This window comes from Mesorhizobium abyssinicae, assembly GCF_049887195.1.
In the GTDB taxonomy this organism is placed as follows: Bacteria; Pseudomonadota; Alphaproteobacteria; order Rhizobiales; family Rhizobiaceae; genus Mesorhizobium; species Mesorhizobium abyssinicae.
In genome coordinates, this window is record NZ_JARAKC010000037.1 from 1 (window position 1) to 20,244 (window position 20,244).

The window sequence follows — 20,244 nt, forward strand, 5'->3', positions numbered from 1 at the left end:
CCATAGCGGCCACCCATGCCGGCGGCTTAGTCCAACACGTTTTTAGCTCACCGTCGCGATCTGCCACAGCGCGCTCTCGCCACCCGCCTTTCTGCGCGACGCCAAGCTAAAAACGCTCTGCATTATGTGGCGCGCCACATAATCGTTCACCGGCGCGATCTTCTGCTTCCGTGAAGGCGCATGACGACCAGGCGGTTTTTCCGATCGCTGTTTTGCCTGGCCAACCACCAAGAATCAGGTCGCCGGGTCGCTCATCTGTCGCGCGTCATGGAAAAATGCCCCTCGGCGCTTGCACGCGCGATCAGGACCCTGTGCGCTTGGCCAAGCGCGCCTGTGCGTTCTACGCTATGTCTCGCACGACTTCAGGTAGGTGGCGGCTTTCGAATACAAATCCTGCCAATATGGCGGGTTTCTTTCAAGCCCAGATGTCTCCAAGTGAGACCAGCATCGGTCGACCGGTATATGCCATCCCCATGAGAGACGTCACCTCGGATCGTGCTCTCCCCCGTTCCTGCATAAATGACATTCGAGTCAGAGGGGCAACTGCGAGCGCACCAACGCTAGCGTTCGTAAAGAACCCGTCAGACACGCAACACCAGTAAACGCCGCCGTCGATGGTCTTCCACACGCCACCCGCGCATGCCCCGAAATAAAAAGCCATAGGGTCGTTCGGGTCGCCGGTAACCGCCACAACGCGGCCGCCTCGGGCAGGTCCGATGCAGCGCCACCTTAAGGCTTCAAGCATGTCCGCCTCTGTTACCCGGATCTGAGTTGAGACCACAGTACCTCTCACCATTGCTGCTTTGTGCCGTTAAGCTTGCCCTCAAATCGCACGTTCAGAGCCGAGACCGTCACATCTATGAAGAATCAAGGACGCCCTCATCAAGTGACCAGCAGCAGCACAACATGGGGCATTCGCGTGGAAACTTAACGCGCAATCTTCCCGGAGCGCTAAAACATACGCGGCACAAAGAGCCCAACTTTGAAATAGCTGAGCTCGGAAACGCATTCGCAGTGCTGTCTAGCATTTCGTTCGAGTAAGGATCGTTGTGGTCCGAGCACATAGTGGGATCGATGCTGCGCGGTACGCGGGGATGCCCAAGATCGGCGACTGTGGCGAGAAGGAAGCCTTCTCCACACCTCCGCTCTCACGTCCACGACTCGGGCAGCCTTCTTTAACGCTCCACCGTTGCCAACCCACCTGAAATGCAACTGGCACGGAGGACCTACTTGCTAGTGCGTGCCGGCACGTCGCAGCACTAAGCGACGCCGGGAACGGGGACATTTGGCGCGACGACAGAATCGTCCTGACTGTGACCTAAGTGGAACGTTTGTACGATCCTTATGAATGGCACGGATAACCTGGAATGTCTCAGATCAGGGGTCAGGAACAGATGCGGAGGTAAATGGCAGCCCAGGCCATCCGCCTACGCGGAGCCGGCCCGAAGTGAGGCCGCGACGCCATTCCAAATAGGACGCGCCATTAAGCCGAAATCCGACCAGTTGTGAAATGAAGCAAACTATGAAACGCATGCGATCGGTTCGTTCGCGCGTTGCGGTTCCGTTTTCAGTCCGTTGGTGCCATAACCTCAACGGGTGCGCGATCAGATCGCGTCGACTTGGAAGGCAGACACATGGACGATCTTGATCGGAGGATCCTCTCGGCGCTCCAGAAAAACAATCGTCTTTCTTTCGCAGAGATAGCTGACTTGGTGGGCTCGTCGGCAGCCTCATGCATGCGCCGGGTCAACAGGCTTCGCGCTGAGGGCGTCATTATAGGCGACATCTCCCTTGTCGACCCCAAGGCACTCGGAAAGTCGCTCACCGTTGTGGTCACGGTGGAACTGGATCGTGAGCGCCTCGATCTAGTTGATGATTTCAAGCGGGCGATGCGCGCAGCACGGGAAGTTACCCAGTGCTATATGGTGACTGGCGATGCGGATTTCGTTCTTATCGTGGCCGTCGAGGACGTGGAAGCCTTCGACGTCTTCGTGAAGACAAAGCTCTACACCAACCAGAACGTCCGCAAATTCAAAAGTATGATCACCCTGGACCGCGTAAAGTTCGAGCCCAGAGTCCTAGTTTAGGCCAGCACACGAGTGAACCGTTTTCATCAATCTTTCTAAGTTTTTGACGCGGGCGTTGCGTTGCCATCGATAGTTTGCTCGCATCCCGCGCGTGAAAATCTGCGATCAAATCGACGAGGGTAGCGCGAGCGCTCTGCCAAGAGCGTCAGATGTTCCTTGGGGTCGCAGGTACTAAGGCGGCCGGAAGGGTCCATCAGCTGCCGGATCAACACTTGAGCTAACCTGAGAAGCGCATGGGCGCTTGCAGAAGTGGCTCCAATCCTGACCGGGTATGCGCTTGGCCTGGTCTGCTGGATGGAGGGACGAAGGAAATGACACTTGCGGCTACTGAGCCAGAAACGGAACTCCCCGCGATCGAGTTGCATCATCGGGACCGTCGGGCATACCCACAAGGGATGGCTTTCATGGACGGACAGTATCTTCCCATGTCGGAAGCCAAGGTTTCCGTTCTGGATTGGGGTTTTCTACACTCCGATGCCACCTATGACACCGTCCACGTTTGGAATGGCCGTTTCTTCAGACTTAACCTGCACTTGGATCGCTTCTTCCGAGGCATGGAACGGCTACGTATGAAGATTTCTTACAGCCGGGCGGACATCGAGGGCATTCTCGCCAACTGCGTCGCTCTATCGGGCCACAAGTCCGCTTATGTCGAGATGATCTGCACGCGAGGCGCGTCGCCGACCTTCAGTCGCGACCCGCGCGAGGCGGAAAACCGTTTCATCGCTTTCGCAGTGCCCTTTGGATCGGTGGCCAACGAGGAACAACTCGACCGCGGCCTTCACATCGCCATCAGCGACACAGTGCGTATCCCTCCCAAATCCATTGACCCTTCGATTAAGAACTATCATTGGCTCGACTTGGTGAAAGGCCTCTTCGATGCCTACGACCGCGGTGCGGAGACGGCCTTGGTTGTCGATACAAATGGTAACATCGCAGAAGGGCCAGGCTTCAATGTATTCACCGTCAAAGGCGGCCTCCTTCGCACGCCAGGCTATGGTGTGCTCCAAGGCATTACCCGCCAGACGGTGTTTGATCTGTGTGCCGAACTAGACTGGCCAGTTAAGATCGGCGACTTGCGGCCTGAAGAGCTCAAAGCCGCTGACGAGGTATTCATCACCTCCACGGCAGGCGGCATCATGCCGGTCACGAAGATCGACGACGAAGAAATCGGGAATGGCAAGATTGGCTCCGTTACGCGGCAACTGACGGATCTCTACTGGGGAAAGCACGCTGACCCCGCCTGGTCCACCCCAGTGACCTATGCCTGATCTCGATTGCGCGTTGGCAAGACCAGCTACCCGCCACGCGTCCACCGCCCCTAGAAATGCTGGATTGAGATCCAGACCATCATTTGGCGTGTTCCGGTCGGCACCTGAACGGTTAGGAGCAAGTACCGCACGCCAGTGCCGTTGATTGTATGACTCCGGCCTCGCCCCGTTTGGTGCATTGATCCTGGGATGTCGGAAGCACAAAGCACACAACGCATTGAGCTTTGGTATCATGTGCGACCTGATCTTGAACAACCACAGGGCGGGATTGCGTTAGTTCGTTCAATAACTTCCGGTAGTGTAAGGCCCTAAGGCGCAGCGCTAACTCCTTCGAGCTTGAGCGCCCAATGGTTTTCTTGGGATAGTCAGTGAGGTGTGGTGATGAATGGAAATAGCTCAGCCGTGGGCCCCTCCGGCCAAACGCGCGGCGATAGCGAAGTTGTAGCTTCTGTCGCCACGTTGGGGCCGACAGACGTCCGTGCCGCCTTCGGCAAAATCCTGGCGGCCCGGCACGATGCGTCGGTGAAAATGCTGCAAGACTGGATTGCGCTTCCAACGGTCGCTCAACAGCGCTTGAACGTACAAGAAGGAGCTGACCATATGGCAAACCTTCTTCGAGAAACGGGCTTTCAGCGCGTCAAAATAGTGCCTACCAACGGCCTACCGGGCGTCTTCGGCACCCTCGACGCCGGCGCTTTCAAATGGCTCGGTATCTACTTCATGTATGATGTCATGCCGTTCGATGGCTCTGAATGGTCTTCTCCACCTTTAGAAGGCCGCATCGTCGATAAGCCAAATGTAGGCAAGGTTCTAATAGGGCGCGGCGCACAAAACCAGAAAGGGCCGCAAGCTGCCTTCCTGGCGGCTCTACGCGCAATCCAAGCGTCAGGCCGTAAATTGCCTATTAATATCGCCCTTATTGCCGAGGGAGAGGAGGAGATCGGATCGCCTAACTTTCGCCAGGTACTCGGAGAGCCGGAGGTGCTCTCTGCGCTACAGAAATGCGTTGGAGTCGTCGTTCCCGATCTTTCTCAAACGAGCAACGGTAGTATCTCACTACTCCTCGGCGCAAAAGGCACGGTAGAATTTCAGCTCATCGCAAGCGGCGAACGTTGGGGACGGGGCCCCACCATTGACATTCACTCGATGGAGGCAGCTCGCGTGGACAATCCCGCTTGGCATTTGATCAAGGCGCTTGCGACATTGGTACAGGCAGATGGTTACACGCCGGCTATCGACGGCTGGTGCGAAAACATTAAACCGCTGACCGACCGGCAGCGCGATCTCATTGCCAAAACCGCCCGCATAACCAGCGAGAAGGACGCAATGTCCAGTCGGGGGATTAGGCGCTGGATTAATGATGACGACTATCGCGCCAGCCTCGAACGCCTCGCATCCCAGCCGACCATAAATCTTCAGGGCCTGGTCGCCGGATATACCGGACCCGGCGGCATGTCGATCCTTCCCACGCGGGCCGAAGCGAAGCTCGACCTCCGTCTGGTTCCTGACCAAACGAAAGACGAGCTATTATTAAAGCTCGACTCGCATTTACAGCGGTACGGCTTCGGTGACATCGAGGTGAGGGTTACAGGGGGCTACGATCCCACCGAAACAGATGAGGACAGTGCGATTGTGAGGGCGGAACGCGCTGTACTCACGCGCGCGCGCGTCGAGTATTCGCTAGTACCAAGAGATCCTGGCTCTTGGCCAGGGGTCTTCTTCACCGGTCAGCCGTTAAACGTGCCTGCCTGCAGTTTCGGACTGGGACGAGGCGGGAATCTTCACGCACCAGACGAGTTCATGATTATCGAAAGCGTTGACCCGAGGGTAGCGGGATACGATGAAGCCACGATTGGCTTTATTGAGTATCTGTATCAACTTGGACAGGAGTAGCTATCGTCAGTGCTAGCACGACCTCCCGCGGTTCGCTCTTAACGCTGCTCACGGGACTGAGAAGCGCTTCTTCTCTTCGGCCAGCTTGCGCGGAGACGGCGCTGGGATCACTACAACGTGCTGCAGAACGTGACGGCTGCTCTGGCTGAGGGCGCTTAAATAGTCGCCCGTGAACTATCGGCAAGGCATTGATCTGGCTCAGCCGGCATGGAACTGGTCTGCCCGAAGGACGGCCCGTTGATTGAGGAAGATCGGGAATTGGCATTGCAGGATTTGCGGTGTTTGGCCGCTGTTTTCTTGCAATTCGATTTGCCGATTCTATTGTGCGGCAATGCGTGATTATGGGATGGCCCGCCCCTCTCTGGCGCGATCGGTTAAGATCGCTCTGTTTTGGAATGAGAGAGGAACGGACCGATGTCGATTTTCGTGCTTGGAATTGATCTTGGCAAGAACGTGTGCAGCCTCGTCGGAATTTGATCCTCCGCGCTCGCCGAACCGGTGGTCACTTGCCCGGGGGAATTTGCCTCCGCACCGCACCGCTGCGCTTGGGAACGCCGCATCGTCTTGCGATCGACCCCCGTCAGCCTTTGAATCTCGCGTTGGCTGGTGTTGCGATCAAGCAGTGCTTCGCAGATGTGCCTTCAAGACGCTCAACTCCCGGCCCTCGCGGGATGAAAGGGGGCGAAAATAAACGTCCTGCCTTACCGGCTACCGCTGTTCAGCAGCGCTGCCGGTGATTCTCAGGTGGAGGAGTTTCAAGTGACCATACCCGGGGGATTTTGACCGACTCACGAGGCTCAAGAACGGCCTTGATCGCGCGTTCCTCGACGAGACGCCCGACCATCAACCCCTGCGCCACGGCAACATCCGCGGTCAGGGCTATTTCCACTGAACTATGGAGTTCTCAATGCTCACCCATCATCCCACCCATGAACGGCTGATCGCACTCGGCTTGACCGAAATGGCCAAGCCTTCGAGGAGCAGCGACGATCACCGTCATCGTGAGAGGCCATTGGCCAGGCGGCAAAGAATCATTCACGAGGACCAAAAGTGGCGCGATCATCTCAGGCTTCGTGGTAACCTGAAGTCACGTCGGCGCGGCCGCCGGCGAGAGTGGCGGGAGGAGTTGACGGGGACTTGCCATTGCAGAGCCCAGTCGATCTGTAGCGCGACGATTAGGGAGACCGGTCGGCGGCGATTACGATGGCCGGTGGGAGGGCGGCGCCGAGTGGTGTGATTTGGGTATCACCGGAGGGGGTTATCTGGCAACTGGCCAGCGACAATTATCGGAGTTGTAATTGTCGCTGGGGCATTGTGACGGGCGGGAGTCGGCCACGGATCTGCGGCGAGTAATTGTCGTCAGCGGCAATTACGATGACCGGTTGGGCGGGTCCTTTGGTTCGTCGTTGACGTTTTGCGTGCCGGAGCCGCGGGCGACGGCGGCTCGCTTACGATGGCTCTCACCGTTCATCTCGATGATAGTGGAGTGGTGCACGAGGCGGTCTATGGCCGCGACTGTCATGGCGGGACCTGGAAAAACGTCCGACCATCCGGAGAAAGGCTCGTTGGCGGTGATGGCGATGGAGTGTCGTTCGTATCGGTGAGCGATGAGCTCGAACAGGGCACTGGTCTCTACCTGGTCCTTTCGCACATAAGACAGCTCGTCGAGTACGATGAGGTCGTCCTTGTCGAGTTTGTCGAGCATCGAAGGGAGACTGAGCTCGCGGCGAGCGGCCTGAAGCTTCTGCACCATATCGGTGGTTGTGGAAAACAGGACGCGGCGACCGGCATCGATGAGGGCGTGGCCGATGGCGGAATCACGTGAGTCTTGGCGGTGCCGCTCTGACCAAAAATGAGGATGTTGCCGCCGCTTTCGATCCAGCCTTCGCCCGTAGCCAGGGAAATGCCGCCGAGCCACGCGGGCATCAGGAAAACGGCGTCATTGATAACCGGGCGGTTGCGAATGCTACAAGGTCTCGCACGGCAATATTGTCTCCACCAATTTGACCCACCATCCGATCCCGTAAAGCAAGGCTTCGTCATCAAAGTCAAAAGCCGGGTTATGGCATTCAGCAGTCGATCCATTACCAAGGTAGATGTACGCACCTGGCCGCTCCTGGAGCATATACGAGAAGTCCTCGGCACCCATTTGCACCTTGACCGCATCATCAACTGAGGCGGTGCCGACGAGATTTTGCGCAGCCGCAACAGCTAGTTTGGTCTTCTCGGGATGATTGAACGTGGCCGGGACGGATCGCATGTACTTGAATTCGACCCCCGCACGAAACCCGCGCGCGATGCCTTCGGCAACAGCTTGGATTTCTTGCTCGGCGAAGTCCTGCAGGGCGGATCCTATCGCCCTCACAGTGCCAGAGATTACAACTTCATCAGGAATGATATTGTAGGCTTGCGCGGCACTCAGTTTGGTAACCGATACGACAAGCGACTCAAGAGGATCAGTCCGGCGGGAAACCAAGCTTTGCAGACCTAAGACGATCTGTGCTGCGATTGTAACAGGATCGATTGTCCGGTGCGGCTCAGCCGCATGGCCGCCGGTGCCCTTAACGACGATATCGAAGTCGTCCTGGGAGGCCATGAGCGCACCAGGGCGGATGCCGAATTTGCCGATGTCCATGCCCGGCATAATGTGCATGCCGTACACTTGGGAGATATCGAAACGGTCCATGATGCCTGCCTGAACCATCTTCAAGGCTCCCGAAGGTAATTCTACCTCCTCGGCTGGTTGAAATATCAGTGCGACTGTACCCTTGAATTTTCTCTTAGCCGCCAAATGTTTCGCGGCGCCCAACAACATCGCCGTGTGCCCATCGTGACCGCATGCGTGCATGCAGCCGGTGATTTTTGATGACCATGGCTTCCCGGAAGCTTCAAGGATTGGAAGCGCGTCCATATCCGCCCTTAAACCAATCGTCGGCCCCTCTCCGCCCTCCCCTTGGATCAATGCAACGATGCCGGTTTCAGCAATGCCCGTTTCGATGTGATTGATGCCAAATGAGGCGAGTTTCTCAGCGACAAACGTCGCTGTGTTTTGCAACCGGTAGTCCAACTCTGGATTTTCATGCAGGTGGCGTCGCCAAGTTGTGGCTTCCGCTTGGAGGTCGCGGAAAGTTTCGATTCCTGTCATACTGTGGCCTCCTCATCACGCTATCATGATCTTTGTTTGCAGCAGCTAGTCAGTGCGCAGCTAGTCAGTGCCGAGTCCCCAGGTAGTTGGAGGATCGCCGGTCTTTGCGAATCCGACTACCTCGCCTAATCCCCTCAGATCGCCGGGGCGACAGGAGGAACTGGAACGCTCCGAACTTCACCCGTAATGGCAATGCTCGAAGGATGTCTGCTCCCGTGCGCCGTTTCTGTGAGAACTTTCACTGGATGACACATAACATCGCGAAAAAGGACAGTGAGCATCAAAAATTGCATTCACCTGAAACGCAGTTATCATAATGGGAGCCCGAGCTGAAATGATCGTGCCCACTGAGGTGGTGTAGCTGCGACATTGGTCCGTGCTCTCGGGCATGCTCCTAGCTCGTAAGGACGACCTTAAGAGCGCAGCCTCACTACCGTGCCATGCTCACGCAAGGCCGCCCTCGCCGGCGGCGTATCGCGAACCGCCCCACAATGAATGACAACATTGGCCCCCGAGCGCCTTTCGGGGTGCCAAGTCACAGAGTTATGAAACGGGATGTGAGCCAACTGTGCAACTATCATCCGCTACTGCGGCGCAGCGGCGTCTTTGGCTGATAATTTTCTCCCACGAACAACCGAATTCGGCGTCGGCAACTGCCGAGCCGGCAGCCGCCCGAAGCCCAGAAGACGACTAATTGGTTTGCAATCGAATCAAACCAACTCCATCCTCAATGACGATGCTTGTGCCGAATGGCTCTGACAGCTTTCGTACCCGCTCGAGAACCGCTCTGCCCTGAGACTCGGGTGCTAAGCGCGGCACTCCCCGATTTGCCAGCCTTTCCGATCGCCGAAGCTCGATAGGATGCAACCTCAGCTCAGCGAGCCTGTTTTTTTCGTAGCGGGCTACGCTTATAATGCTTTCATAGTAGAGTGAGGCGGAGAGGGGTACGAATCCTTCTGCCATTGGATACCCGACCGCCATCTCGTGCGCAGTTACATCCGCATCCGAATCGAGACGTGGATCTTTTCCATGCGCCTCGTACATGTCTGCACCGACGGGTGTTCTCAGGTCCTGGTTAAAGAAATTTCCCAAGCCGTAAAAAATAGGCCGACCTTTGTAGATTTCGATTCCTCGAACATGGTGCGGCCCGTGATTCAGGTAAACATCCGCTCCAGCGTCGATCGTCATTCGCGCAAATCGTTGTTCATAATCGGGCGGTTCTGGAATACATTCTTCAGGCTCGTGCCCATGATTTGTGGCGAGGCAAAAGTCCGATAGCTGTTTACCACGACGTACATTGCGGATGATTTCATCCATGTCGCGAGGATTGGGGTCGTAGCTATATCCTGCTTTTTTTCCGGACTTGAAGATAACTTCGTTAATGACGACGCGAGAGGGATCGTCAGGTGGCGGTGCGTACCAGGGGAGGATCTCACGCACCTGCCGCAGAGAGTCGAGCATCTTCGCTGGGACTACAATACTTTTGGTAAGACGAATTGCGCTGAGACCCGGTCTGCCGGGCGCCTCCCCAGCCGGGTCGCACGCACGTGCCATGGGCTCGAAAGTTGCTGCGAATGAGACCAGCGCCACGCGTCCGCGGGGAGTCTCCAAGAATCGAGCAGCGCGGGCTTGTGCAAGGTTTTCGCCCGCACCCGCATGCGCAATTCCGCTTCTGTCAAGTAGACGGGTTGTTTCGCGCATGCCTTCGACACCCCAGTCAAGGGTGTGGTTGTTCGCGCGACTAACAAGGTTAAAGCCCATTGCACGAAGATCACGTGCCAGCTCTGGAGAGCCAATCAAGTACGCGCCGCCATACTCAGCCTGAGGGCACCCATTTGACTCGAAATCCAATATGTTGGTTTCCAAGTTGCCAAACGTCACGTCAGCGCCGTTGAATATCCTGAGTACATCACGCAGGCCTGGATAATGCCCCTTTGTCACGGGCCGGGCATAGAGGAGGTCGCCGACTGCTGCCATAGTGAACCCATCGGCTACGTTGGTCGCGGTTGAGCCGACGGTGTCGAATTCATGCACCTGTTCTTCGGTTGAATAAATTGAGCTCTCAACGGGTACCATTTGCGCTCCACTTGCAAGTGATATTAGATCCAGGCGAGGCAGTCACAGCAGGGCAACACTGGTGGTATGCGGCCATGTCGGATTTCCTTGTATTGACATACTCGGTTTGGGCTCCAGCGGCGCACGCACATGGCAAGCTACAAACCGTCCGTCGGCGGTAGGTACCAAACGTGGTACCTCGATGCGGCAACGCTCCACTGCGAGGGGGCAGCGCGGATGAAATGCACATCCACTCGGCGGATTGATGGGGCTGGGCACCTCTCCCTCGACGGGAGGCTCCAACCGGACCCGCGTTGGGTCTGGTATCGGCGCCGCTGCGATCAGCGCCTCGGTATAGGGGTGGACCGGTTTGGCGAAGAGCGCATCGCACGCGGCGAGTTCCACGATACGGCCCAGATACATAACGGCGACACGGTGCCCAATATGCTGGACGACGGCAAGGTCATGCGAGATGACAATATACGCGATACCCATCTGCTGCTGGAGATCCAAAAGCAGGTTTAGGATTTGTGCCTGTACGGAGACATCCAAAGCCGATACCGCTTCGTCCGCGATGATAAGCGAGGGCCTGAGAGCTAAGGCACGCGCAATGCCGAGCCGCTGCCGCTGCCCGCCCGACAGTTCGGATGGTAGCCTGTCCATCATCTCAGGCGACATACCCACCTTTCGCAATAGGTCCGTGGCGAGCGCCTTCCGTTGCCTACGGTTGAGGCGCTCAAAATTCTCGACCGGCTCGATAATGATTCTTTCCGCGGTTAGGCGCGGGTTCAGTGATGAGTATGGGTCCTGAAACACCATTTGCATCCGCCGTCGCCAAGCGCGGAGCGAGCCCTTCTTGAGACCAGCAATATCGGTGCCATCGATGAGCACGCGTCCGCTGGTCGGTTCAGAAAGTCGCATCAGGAGACGCGCGATGGTGGACTTGCCGCAGCCGGATTCGCCAACGATACAGAGCGTTTCTCCCGCTGACACCGTGAAGGAAACATTCTCCACTGCGCGCACCAAAGGAATGTTTTTGTCCAGGATCCCCGCACTGAGCGGGAAATGCTTTGTCAGGTTCTCGACTTTCAGCAGCGGAGTGTTCATACGCCCCTGACCTCCTCAGCGCGCCAGCAAGCTGCGGCATGGCCAAGTACGACATCGCGCAATATCGGCGTCTTCTCTCGGCAAATATCTAGCGCAAACGGGCAGCGGGGAGCAAAGCTGCACCCCACGATCGGCTCACGCAAACTTGGAACGATGCCAGGTATCTCTGGAAGACGTTGCTGTCGGCCGCGGCGCCGATCGGGTACCGAGCGCATCAGACCTTGAGTGTAGGGATGCGAGGGGTGCGCGAACAGATCGATTGCGCTCGCTTGCTCCACGATGCGGCCGGCATACATGACGATCACGCGCTGGCATGTCTCTGCGACTACACCTAAGTCATGCGTGATGAACATCACCGCTGTTCCCGTCCGCTGTTTCAAATCAACGATCAGCCGCAGAATTTGCGCCTGGATCGTGACGTCGAGCGCCGTCGTCGGCTCATCCGCGATCAACAATTCCGGTGAGCATGCGAGCGCCATGGCGATCATGGCGCGCTGGCGCATACCGCCCGACATTTCGTGGGGATAGTTGTTGACCCGACGCTCGGGGTCCGCGATGCGCACGAGACGGAGCAACTCTTGTGCTTTTGCCATCGCTTCAGCTCGCGAAGCCTTGGTGTGGATCTGCACCGCTTCAGCGATCTGGTGACCGACCGTGTAAACCGGATTTAGGCTTGTCATCGGTTCCTGGAATATCATAGCGATCCGATTACCGCGGATTCCTCGCATTTCGCGTTCGGAGAGTTTTAAGAGGTCGCGTCCGCGGAAGCGCACCTCACCGCCGACAGTCTTGGCACTGAACTTCGGTAGCAAGCGAAGGATCGAAAGTGCGGTCACGCTTTTGCCGCATCCGGACTCACCGACAATCCCGAGCGTCTCACCCCTCTTGACCTGGAAACTGATGCCACCTAGCGCGCGGGTGACACTTTCATCGCCGAGGAAGTGTGTCTCGAGTCCTTGCACATCGAGAAGCACATCATTTGGCATAGTGTGGTGCATTTGCATCTCAACGCCTCCGCTTAGCGCGCGGATCGAACAGGTCGCGAAGGCCGTCTCCGAGCAGGTTGACGGAGAGGACTGTGGCAGCAAGGCCGATCCCCGGGGCGAAGATCGTCAATGGGGCGATGGCGAGATACAGGCGCGAGCTGGCGATCATATTGCCCCAGCTGGGGATCTCCGGCGGCACACCCACACCCAAAAAGCTCAGAGCCGCCTCGGTCAGGATCGCGCTGGCACACACATTGGCGCCTTGGACCATGAGCGCCGGGATGGTGCTCGGCAGTATGTGTCGCCACAGCACCTTCGGTAGCCGGGCGCCCCCGCAAATCGCAGCCTCGACATAAGGGCGTTCGCGCACGCTTAAAACTACTGAGCGGACCAGCCTGGCTACCCCTGGGAGTTCAGGGATTGCGATTGCGAGGATGAGGATGCCGATACCGGGACCGGTCAACGAAATCAAAGCGATTGCCAGCAAGATCGTTGGGATTGACATCAAGCCATCCATCACCCGCATGATGACGCTGTCGAAGCCCCGGATGTAGCCGGCGACGATGCCAATGAAGAGCCCGGCTACAGCCGCGCACGCCGCCGAAATCAATCCGACCATGAGGGAGATCCGGGCGCCGAAAATCGTTCGCGCAAACACGTCGCGGCCCAAATTGTCGCTCCCGAACCACATTTCGGCGGAAGGCGGCTGAAGGCGTTTGAAAGGGTCCATGTTCAATGGATCACCGGCATAAAATGGCGCAGCAAAAGCAAGGACGATCAACAGCGCCAGAAGACCGCCGCCAATCATGACCAGCGGATGCCGCTTTGCCACACGGGGAAGGTCCGACAGCTGCAAGCGGCCGAGCGGCACAGTTTCAGTTGCTGGAGAGACGAGCGTCATATCAATACCGGATGCGAGGGTCGATCAGGGTATAAGCAAGATCGACAGCTAGATTGATAAGGACATACATACCCGAAGCAAGGATGAGTACGCCCTGGATTATGGGGTAATCGCGGTTGTTGATCGCATCAACCGTCAGGCGACCGATACCGGGGACGTTGAATACAGTTTCCGTGATGACGACGCCGGAGATTAGATAGGCGAAACATAAGCCTACGACGGTCAGGATCGGGACGCCAGCATTCTTCAAGGCATGGTGGAAAAGCATGGCATATGATGAGGCGCCTTTGGCGGCAGCCGTCCGCATGTAATCTTCCGACAGGACTTCGAGAATGCTTGCGCGCGTGATCCGAGCGATGAAAGCGATATAACCAAGGCTCAAAGCCAGCGTCGGCAAGATCAGGTGATCAAACCACGGTCCGATGCCTTGGCTAATTGGCCGATACCCTTGTACCGGGACCCAATGGAGGCTAATCGCGAACCAATATATGAAGAAAAAACCGATGACGAATACCGGGACCGAAAAGCCGAGTGCCGCGAAGGCTGAAAGCATGCGGTCGACGATGCCGCCGGCTCGCCATGCGGCAACGATTCCGAAAGCAAGGCCGACTGTCACGGAAAGGACCATCGTCAGCATCGAAAGAGAAAGAGTTGGTTCTAATCGCTGACCGATGAGTTCAAGAACCGGTCGGCCGGCAAAAATGGAGGTTCCGAAATCGCCGGCGAGCATGTCTCCCACCCACCGGATGAATTGCACAGGCATCGGATCGTTGAGCCCAAGCTTCTCGCGTATGCCGGCAATCATTTCCGCGGTAGCCGACTTTCCGGCGATAATCGCTGCCGGATCGCCCGGCGCCAGCCTGAGAAGCAGGAACACAAAGGCGCCGACCATCGCCATGACGGCGACGGCCGAAACCATTCTGCGAAGGACATAAACCGCCATCAGGCAGGAGCTTTCTGCATATTCCACATCGGCACGATCGCAGGTACGCCGATGATGCCCGTGAGGCTCTTGCGGCGCGCGATCGGGGAAATGTATTTTCCCAACCTCACATCGCCCACGAAGTCCCACCAGAGTGCTTGCATTTTTCGGGCAAGCGCCTTGCGCTCTTCGAGGGTTTCGACGTCGGCCCATTTATGCCTAAGCGCTTCATAATCGTCGTTGTTAGGCCACCCATACCAGGCCTTATCGCCATTGGCAGTCAGGAGCGGGTCCGTCAGCGGATTGCCGAGGGAGAAATCCATTTCAGAGGTGATGAACATGCTCCAGCCGCCGTTCTCAACTGGCCCTTTGTTCGCGCGGCGCGTCGTGACGCCGCCCCAGTCCATGGGTGCCAACTCAGCGTTTACCCCAATTTTCTGCAGCGCCGCCGCCAGAAGCTGAGACGCATTGTCTGCCTCATGCCAGTCCGTCGGATCGAGAATGACGACCTTCTGGCCGGCATATCCAGCTTGCTTAAAAAGCTCTTTCGCCTTTTCTGGGTCGCCACCCTTCTTATACCATCCGGTGTTCTCGCCGTTTGACACTAATGTATTTTTGCCGAATATCGAAGTGACGACATCGACGTACTTTGGATCAGGGTACATAGCGCGCATGAACGCCTCCTGATCGATCAGATGAAGCACCGCTTGGCGCGCTTTTACATTGTCAAATGGCGGCTGCAGCAAATTGATGCGCACGAGCGCGTCCCAACCCGCCTGATCTAAGACTTGGAGAGCAAGATTGGGATCGCTCTCGATCAACGAGTAGAGATCGGCCGGGGGCGACTCGAAATAGTCAATTTCACCGGCTTGCAAGGCGGCCATAGCCGTCTGCTGGTCGGCAATCACATCCCAGACCACGCGGTCCACCTTGACGATTTTCCCGCCGGCCAATCCGTCCGACGGCTCTCTACGCGGCACGTATCTTTCGTTGCGATCGTATGTGATACTCGCGCCGGGCTTTGCGAGGGCTTCATTGAATTTGAAGGGCCCCGATCCGATCTTGGTCGTCACTTGCTCACTAGCGGGATGGCTGGCATCCTTCTCGCGCATGATAAATAGGCATGGCGGAGTGAGGTCTGCCAAGAGATCGATTAGAATTCCAAGCGGATCCTTGAGCGAAATTGTGAAAGTCTTTTCGTCCTTTTTCGAGATGTCGCTGGCCCGCTCCATGAGGAGCTGCCCGCCGGGAGCTACTTGGCCCCAGCGGCGGATTGAAGCGACGCAATCCGAGGCGGTGACGGGGGTGCCGTCATGCCAACCCAAGCCGTCCCGCAGCTTGAAAGTGTAGGTCTTCTTGTCGTCGGAGAGTTCCCACCTCGACACCATTTGCGGTTGAGGCATGAACTTCGCGTCGACTGAAAACAGGGTGTCGTAAATCGCCGCGCCGTGGTCGGCAGTGATGTTTGTCGCCGTCCAGATCGGATCAAACACCCGCAAGTCGCTAGACTTCACCATGCGAACCGTGCGGTCGAGGCCCGGCTGCGTTTGCGCTCGGAGAATGGATGGGACGGATAAAGCCGCTCCCGCAGCGATACCCGTCTTGAAGAGAGTGCGGCGAGAAAGAGCCATGTCAATTCCCTTTGGAGTCTATCGCGCTGTTGGTTCGCGCCTTTTTTGGTTTGTCACGCCACCACAAACGTCTTCCTCACGAGCTGTCGGTGGGGCATCTAGATCACTACTACCATCGTGAGGCAGAGTCCGCGCCAAAAGGCGTCGATCTCTGAAATGGGTGCCCCATATCACCGCGCAATTTGAAATGTCCTTTGATGGGCCGCGCCGCCAGGTGACCGGCTCTGGAGCTGACGTGCGATATTCGCATTCTGCTCGGCCTGGCGCGTTGCTTGCTCCCTCGTCACAGGACATCCGCTTCTGGCGACACCCATCGCAGATCGGTCCATGCATCATGCAAACCGCACGCCCGCTCGAGGCAGGCCTCCGAACATCATGGATGACACGGCCGGGTCAATAACCAGCCGCCATGCCATCCTTTCGAGGGTCAGAGGCTCCGGTCAGCGTGTCTCGTTCGTGGTCTATCCAGATGGCCTGCGCGCCGCCCAGCGGTTTGTCTGCAATTACCACGGCGTGCCCTTTATCTCGCAGTTGATGAATTGCATCCAAGCTCACGCCGTGCTCAACCACTACGCATCCGTCTCTGTGGAACACGCGCGCATCGTCAATTGCTTCCTGCAGATCCATGCCATAGGCAATCACGTTGCTCAGAAAGTGGGCATGCCCAAACGGCTGGTAGTCCCCGCCCATCACACCATAGGGCATCACCGCGCGTCCGGCCCGCGTAATCATGCCCGGCATAAGGGTGTGGAGCGGGCGCTTGCGGGGCGCGAGGGCGTTAGGGTGCGAAGAATCCAGCCGGAAGCTAGCGGCGCGGTTGTGAAGAACGACGCCGGTCTCCAAACAGGAGATGCCGCTGCCGAAAAGACCGGAAAGCGAATTGATCAAACTAATTGCATTGCGGTCCTTGTCGACCACCGCAATGCAAACTGTGTCGCTCGTTGCGAGTTCTGGATCGGGCAGATTGGTCATGGCACGACCGATGTTTATTCCCTCACGCAAGCAATTAGCGTGCTGAGAAGACAGCATCCTAGTTGAGCCTTCCCAACTGCTCTCGGCATCCCCCAATCGAAAGTCACGGTCTCGAAAGGCGAGACGGCCGGCCTCAATCTCCAAATGGAGCCTGTCTGCTCCGTGCGGCTCGAGATGGTAAGACAGTAACCTGAAAGAATATTGAGCATGAGGAGCGCTGTCAGACCCTGATTGTTCGGCGGCACCTGATGAACACGGAAGCCACGGTAGTCTGCCGAGATGGGTGTGACGTAGTCACCCGCTGCCGCGGAGAAATCTTCTAACGTGTGCAGCCCACCGAGCTCCTTCAGGCGGTGCACTATGGCTTCGGCGACCGAGCCGACATAGAAGCCGTCGCGCCCCTCGCTCGCTATCTTCTGCAATGTGCGGGCCAAGGCAGGCTGGCGGTGCGTATCGCCGGCCAGCGGAGCCTGGCCGCCAGGTAAGAAGATTTCTGCCGAATGTGGGTCGGCCGCCAGAAGGCTAACCGAGGCTGCCCAATCGAAGGATATCCGGTCATGCACCACATACCCCTTCTCGGCATAATAAATGGCGGGAGCAAGCACCTCCGCCAATCCGAGCTTTCCGTAATCTTGTTGCAGGCGGCACCAAGCATCGATCGCGCCCGGCACTGTTACGGAATGAGGTCCGTAGATGGGCATGGCCGCCATGCCTCTGTCGCGATACCAGTCAATCGTCGCTTTAGCGGGCGAACGACCAGACCCATTCAGTGCGATGGGCACGTCCGTCCCCGCGGGGCAGTAAAGGACGAAGCAGTCGCCGCCAATTCCCGTCGATTGGGGCTCAACCACCGTTTGAACAGCGGAGGCACAGATCGCCGCGTCCACCGCGTTACCGCCAGCCCGAAGAATGTCTATAGCGGCAAGCGTAGACAGAGGATGTGATGTGGCGGCCATCCCTTGCGTGGAACGCGCCGCGGATCGCCCGGGACCCTGGAAATTACGCATATATCTCCTCGTGGCGTGGCGAATGTTGCTTTGTACCGTCTGTGATCTCGGCCAAATGCCTGTCGCCAGCGGTCATTCTAGGGAACATCTGAGCGCTCTGGGCACGGCAGGTAAGAACCGCGCCTGCCACCTGCCCAGGCGCGAAACGTAGCAAAACAAAGCGGAACCAGGTTCGCCAACACTTATTCTGACCATCGATTTGATGGCGCCGGCCACGTCAATCCCGCTAATTGAGTCCGCCGGCTCACTGGCGGCAACATAGCAGTGGAGGCGAGAGAGAAACAAATCTCGACCATTGCCATAACGGCGATGGTCGAGACTACTGCTTGCACCATGTGACGCGCTTCAGGCCTTCTGCATGTTCCACATCGGAACAAAATTCGGCATTCCTATCAGCCCGGTAAGCTCCTTACGGCGAGCGATTGGTGTCGTATAGACACCCAAGAAAACCCCGCCCACAAAGTCCCAATATAGTTGTTGCATCTTTCGAGCCATGGCCCTCCGCTCCTCGAGCGATTCAACATCCACCCATTTAGCCCGGAGCGCCTCATATTCATCATTCTTCGGCCAGCCGAACCAAGCCTTTTCCCCGTTCGCCGTAAACATCGGTGACTCGTTTGGATTGCGGTGACCAGCGTCGCTGTCGCTGGTGATGAAGATACTCCAGCCTCCTTCCTCAACGGGACCCCTGTTCTCCCGGCGCGCAACGACCCCGCCCCAGTCACTTGGCGCGAGTTCGGCATTGACCCCAATCTTGCGGAGCTCGGCCGCCAAAAGTTGCGAGGCATTGTCTCCCTCGCGCCAGTCCGTCGGGTCGAGAATGATGACTTTCTCGCCGGCGTAGCCCGCCTCCTTAAAGAGCTGCTTCGCCTTTTCTGGGTCCCCGCCTTTCTTATACCATTGCGTATTTGCATCGTTGGCGTAAAGCGTTGCATTTCCAAATATAGACGTGATGCTAGCAACGTATTTTGGATTGCCGAACGAGGCGCGCATGAACGCCTCCTGGTCTATGAGGTGAAGCAGAGCTTGACGCGCCTTTACGTTGTCGAATGGCTTCTGCAGACAATTCATGCGCAGCCACATGTCCCAGCCTCCCTTGTCAAGGACCTGGAGCACAAGATTAGGATCGCTCTCGATTACCGGAATAATATCAATGGGCGGCGAGTCTAAGTAATCGATCTCGCCTTGCTGAAGTTCTGCCACAGCAGTTTGTTGATCGGCGATATTGTTCCAAATAACACGATCAACGTTTACAATCTTACCGCCAGCAAACCCATCTGGTGGCTCCTTGCGCGGCACGTATTTATCATTGCGATCCCAAGCGAAGCTCGCACCAGGCTTGGCAAGATCCTGATTGAATTTGAACGGACCCGAACCAATATTCGCGGTCACCTGCTCAGTTGAAGGACGATTTGCGTCCTTCTCGCGCATAATCGCCAGGAAATAATTGGATGATGCTAAGGTGTCGATGAGGGCCCCCATCGGCTCACTCAGCGCGATGGTAAATGTCCTCTCGTCTCTTTTGGAGATATCCTTGGCTCGTGCCATGATTATTTTACCACCCTCATCCACCGACGCCCAGCGCCGTATGGAGGCCACGCAATCCGCCGCGGTCACGGGGGTGCCGTCGTGAAAGCCGAGACCGTCCCTTAACTCGAACGTGTAGGTCTTTTTATCGTCGGATACGCCCCATTTGCTGATCATTTGGGGCTTCGGCATAAGTTTAGAGTCGGCAGCGAAAAGCGTGTCGTAGACGGCCATAGCGTGATCAGTAGTTGAATTGGACGTCGTAACGATTGGGTCGAAAATGTTGATAAATCCGGATTTCACCATGCGGACCGTCCGTGCGTTGGCGGGCTCAGTGTCAGCCCGAACCACGGAGGGTAGCGACAAACGCGGTTCCGGCTGCCAGGCCCGCTTTAATCAGGTCACGTCGAGAGATTGCCATAAGTTATCCTCCCTTTGCCACGCCTTGATGGGGCAGCTCATATTGAGACGGCACACACCACCGAGCCGGCCTCCAAAAGATAGCGCCTGCCAAGAACGGTTTGCGCTAAAAATCCGTCAACTCTTGAAACATCCCAATCAACTGTTAGAGGGATTTGCAATGTTTGTGGGGGTTTGACAGATCCGTGGGACAAGTGCGGCGGAAAGAAGACCTTCTAGGCCGGCTCGCCGCTTCAACGGTTAGGTCCCGATAGATTCACACAGTGGCCTCAACCAAGCAACCCAGCGAAAGCCAAGGGCTGATCGTGCTGGACGCGAAC

The 20,244-nt window shown here is 57.1% G+C and carries 13 protein-coding genes and 2 pseudogenes; 4 read left to right on the plus strand and 11 right to left on the minus strand.

The annotated features are described in order from the left end of the window. Positions 1-1,634: 1,634 nt before the first annotated feature. The 4 genes from PU724_RS32060 to PU724_RS32075 all read left to right on the plus strand — a co-directional run bounded on the left by PU724_RS32060 (position 1,635) and on the right by PU724_RS32075 (position 5,590). A complete protein-coding gene (locus PU724_RS32060; RefSeq protein ID WP_292584041.1) occupies positions 1,635-2,087 on the plus strand; it encodes an Lrp/AsnC family transcriptional regulator in 453 nt (150 codons plus the stop codon). 395 nt (positions 2,088-2,482) lie between these two features. Next, entirely contained in the window at positions 2,483-3,358 is an 876-nt protein-coding gene (locus PU724_RS32065) for an aminotransferase class IV (RefSeq protein ID WP_426213773.1), read from the plus strand. Positions 3,359-3,739: 381 nt separating this feature from the next. Then, positions 3,740-5,251 (plus strand): M20/M25/M40 family metallo-hydrolase, encoded by a 1,512-nt coding sequence (locus PU724_RS32070; RefSeq protein ID WP_354425666.1) that lies wholly within the window; start codon positions 3,740-3,742, stop codon positions 5,249-5,251. Between the two features lie 207 nt (positions 5,252-5,458). Continuing rightward, positions 5,459-5,590 carry a hypothetical protein gene (locus tag PU724_RS32075; RefSeq protein ID WP_426213770.1) on the plus strand — a complete coding sequence of 44 codons (132 nt, stop codon included), beginning with the start codon at positions 5,459-5,461 and terminating at the stop codon, positions 5,588-5,590. 128 nt (positions 5,591-5,718) lie between these two features. On the opposite strand, the pseudogene PU724_RS32080 reads toward PU724_RS32075, so the two are convergent. From PU724_RS32080 to PU724_RS32130, 11 genes and pseudogenes are all read right to left on the minus strand, one after another. Next, positions 5,719-5,905, minus strand: a pseudogene (locus PU724_RS32080) (IS21 family transposase); the annotation flags it as partial. Positions 5,906-6,620: 715 nt separating this feature from the next. Continuing rightward, positions 6,621-7,004 (minus strand): ATP-binding protein, encoded by a 384-nt coding sequence (locus PU724_RS32085; protein ID WP_426213771.1) that lies wholly within the window; start codon positions 7,002-7,004, stop codon positions 6,621-6,623. Between the two features lie 213 nt (positions 7,005-7,217). Beyond that, positions 7,218-8,396, minus strand: coding sequence for a M20 aminoacylase family protein (locus tag PU724_RS32090; protein ID WP_354425668.1), 1,179 nt, complete (start codon positions 8,394-8,396; stop codon positions 7,218-7,220). A gap of 690 nt (positions 8,397-9,086) precedes the next feature. Further along, positions 9,087-10,472: a CapA family protein gene (locus PU724_RS32095; RefSeq protein WP_354425669.1), complete on the minus strand. Its 1,386-nt coding sequence runs from the start codon at positions 10,470-10,472 to the stop codon at positions 9,087-9,089. 42 nt (positions 10,473-10,514) lie between these two features. Beyond that, positions 10,515-11,558 (minus strand): ABC transporter ATP-binding protein, encoded by a 1,044-nt coding sequence (locus tag PU724_RS32100; protein ID WP_354425671.1) that lies wholly within the window; start codon positions 11,556-11,558, stop codon positions 10,515-10,517. Then, on the minus strand, positions 11,555-12,562 hold the full coding sequence (locus tag PU724_RS32105) for an ABC transporter ATP-binding protein (RefSeq protein ID WP_354425673.1): 1,008 nt from the start codon (positions 12,560-12,562) through the stop codon (positions 11,555-11,557). The genes PU724_RS32100 and PU724_RS32105 overlap by 4 nt, the downstream gene beginning before the upstream one ends. A gap of 1 nt (position 12,563) precedes the next feature. Next, positions 12,564-13,445, minus strand: a complete 882-nt coding sequence (locus tag PU724_RS32110) for an ABC transporter permease (RefSeq protein ID WP_354425675.1) — start codon at positions 13,443-13,445, stop codon at positions 12,564-12,566. 1 nt (position 13,446) lies between these two features. Beyond that, on the minus strand, positions 13,447-14,388 hold the full coding sequence (locus PU724_RS32115) for an ABC transporter permease (RefSeq protein ID WP_354425676.1): 942 nt from the start codon (positions 14,386-14,388) through the stop codon (positions 13,447-13,449). Next, positions 14,388-15,998 (minus strand): ABC transporter substrate-binding protein, encoded by a 1,611-nt coding sequence (locus tag PU724_RS32120; RefSeq protein WP_354425678.1) that lies wholly within the window; start codon positions 15,996-15,998, stop codon positions 14,388-14,390. The genes PU724_RS32115 and PU724_RS32120 overlap by 1 nt, the downstream gene beginning before the upstream one ends. A gap of 393 nt (positions 15,999-16,391) precedes the next feature. Further along, a pseudogene (locus tag PU724_RS32125) lies at positions 16,392-17,977 on the minus strand (gamma-glutamyltransferase family protein). A gap of 345 nt (positions 17,978-18,322) precedes the next feature. Beyond that, complete coding sequence (locus PU724_RS32130; RefSeq protein ID WP_354425680.1) at positions 18,323-19,810, minus strand: ABC transporter substrate-binding protein; 1,488 nt, start codon at positions 19,808-19,810, stop codon at positions 18,323-18,325. Between the last annotated feature and the right edge of the window lie 434 nt (positions 19,811-20,244).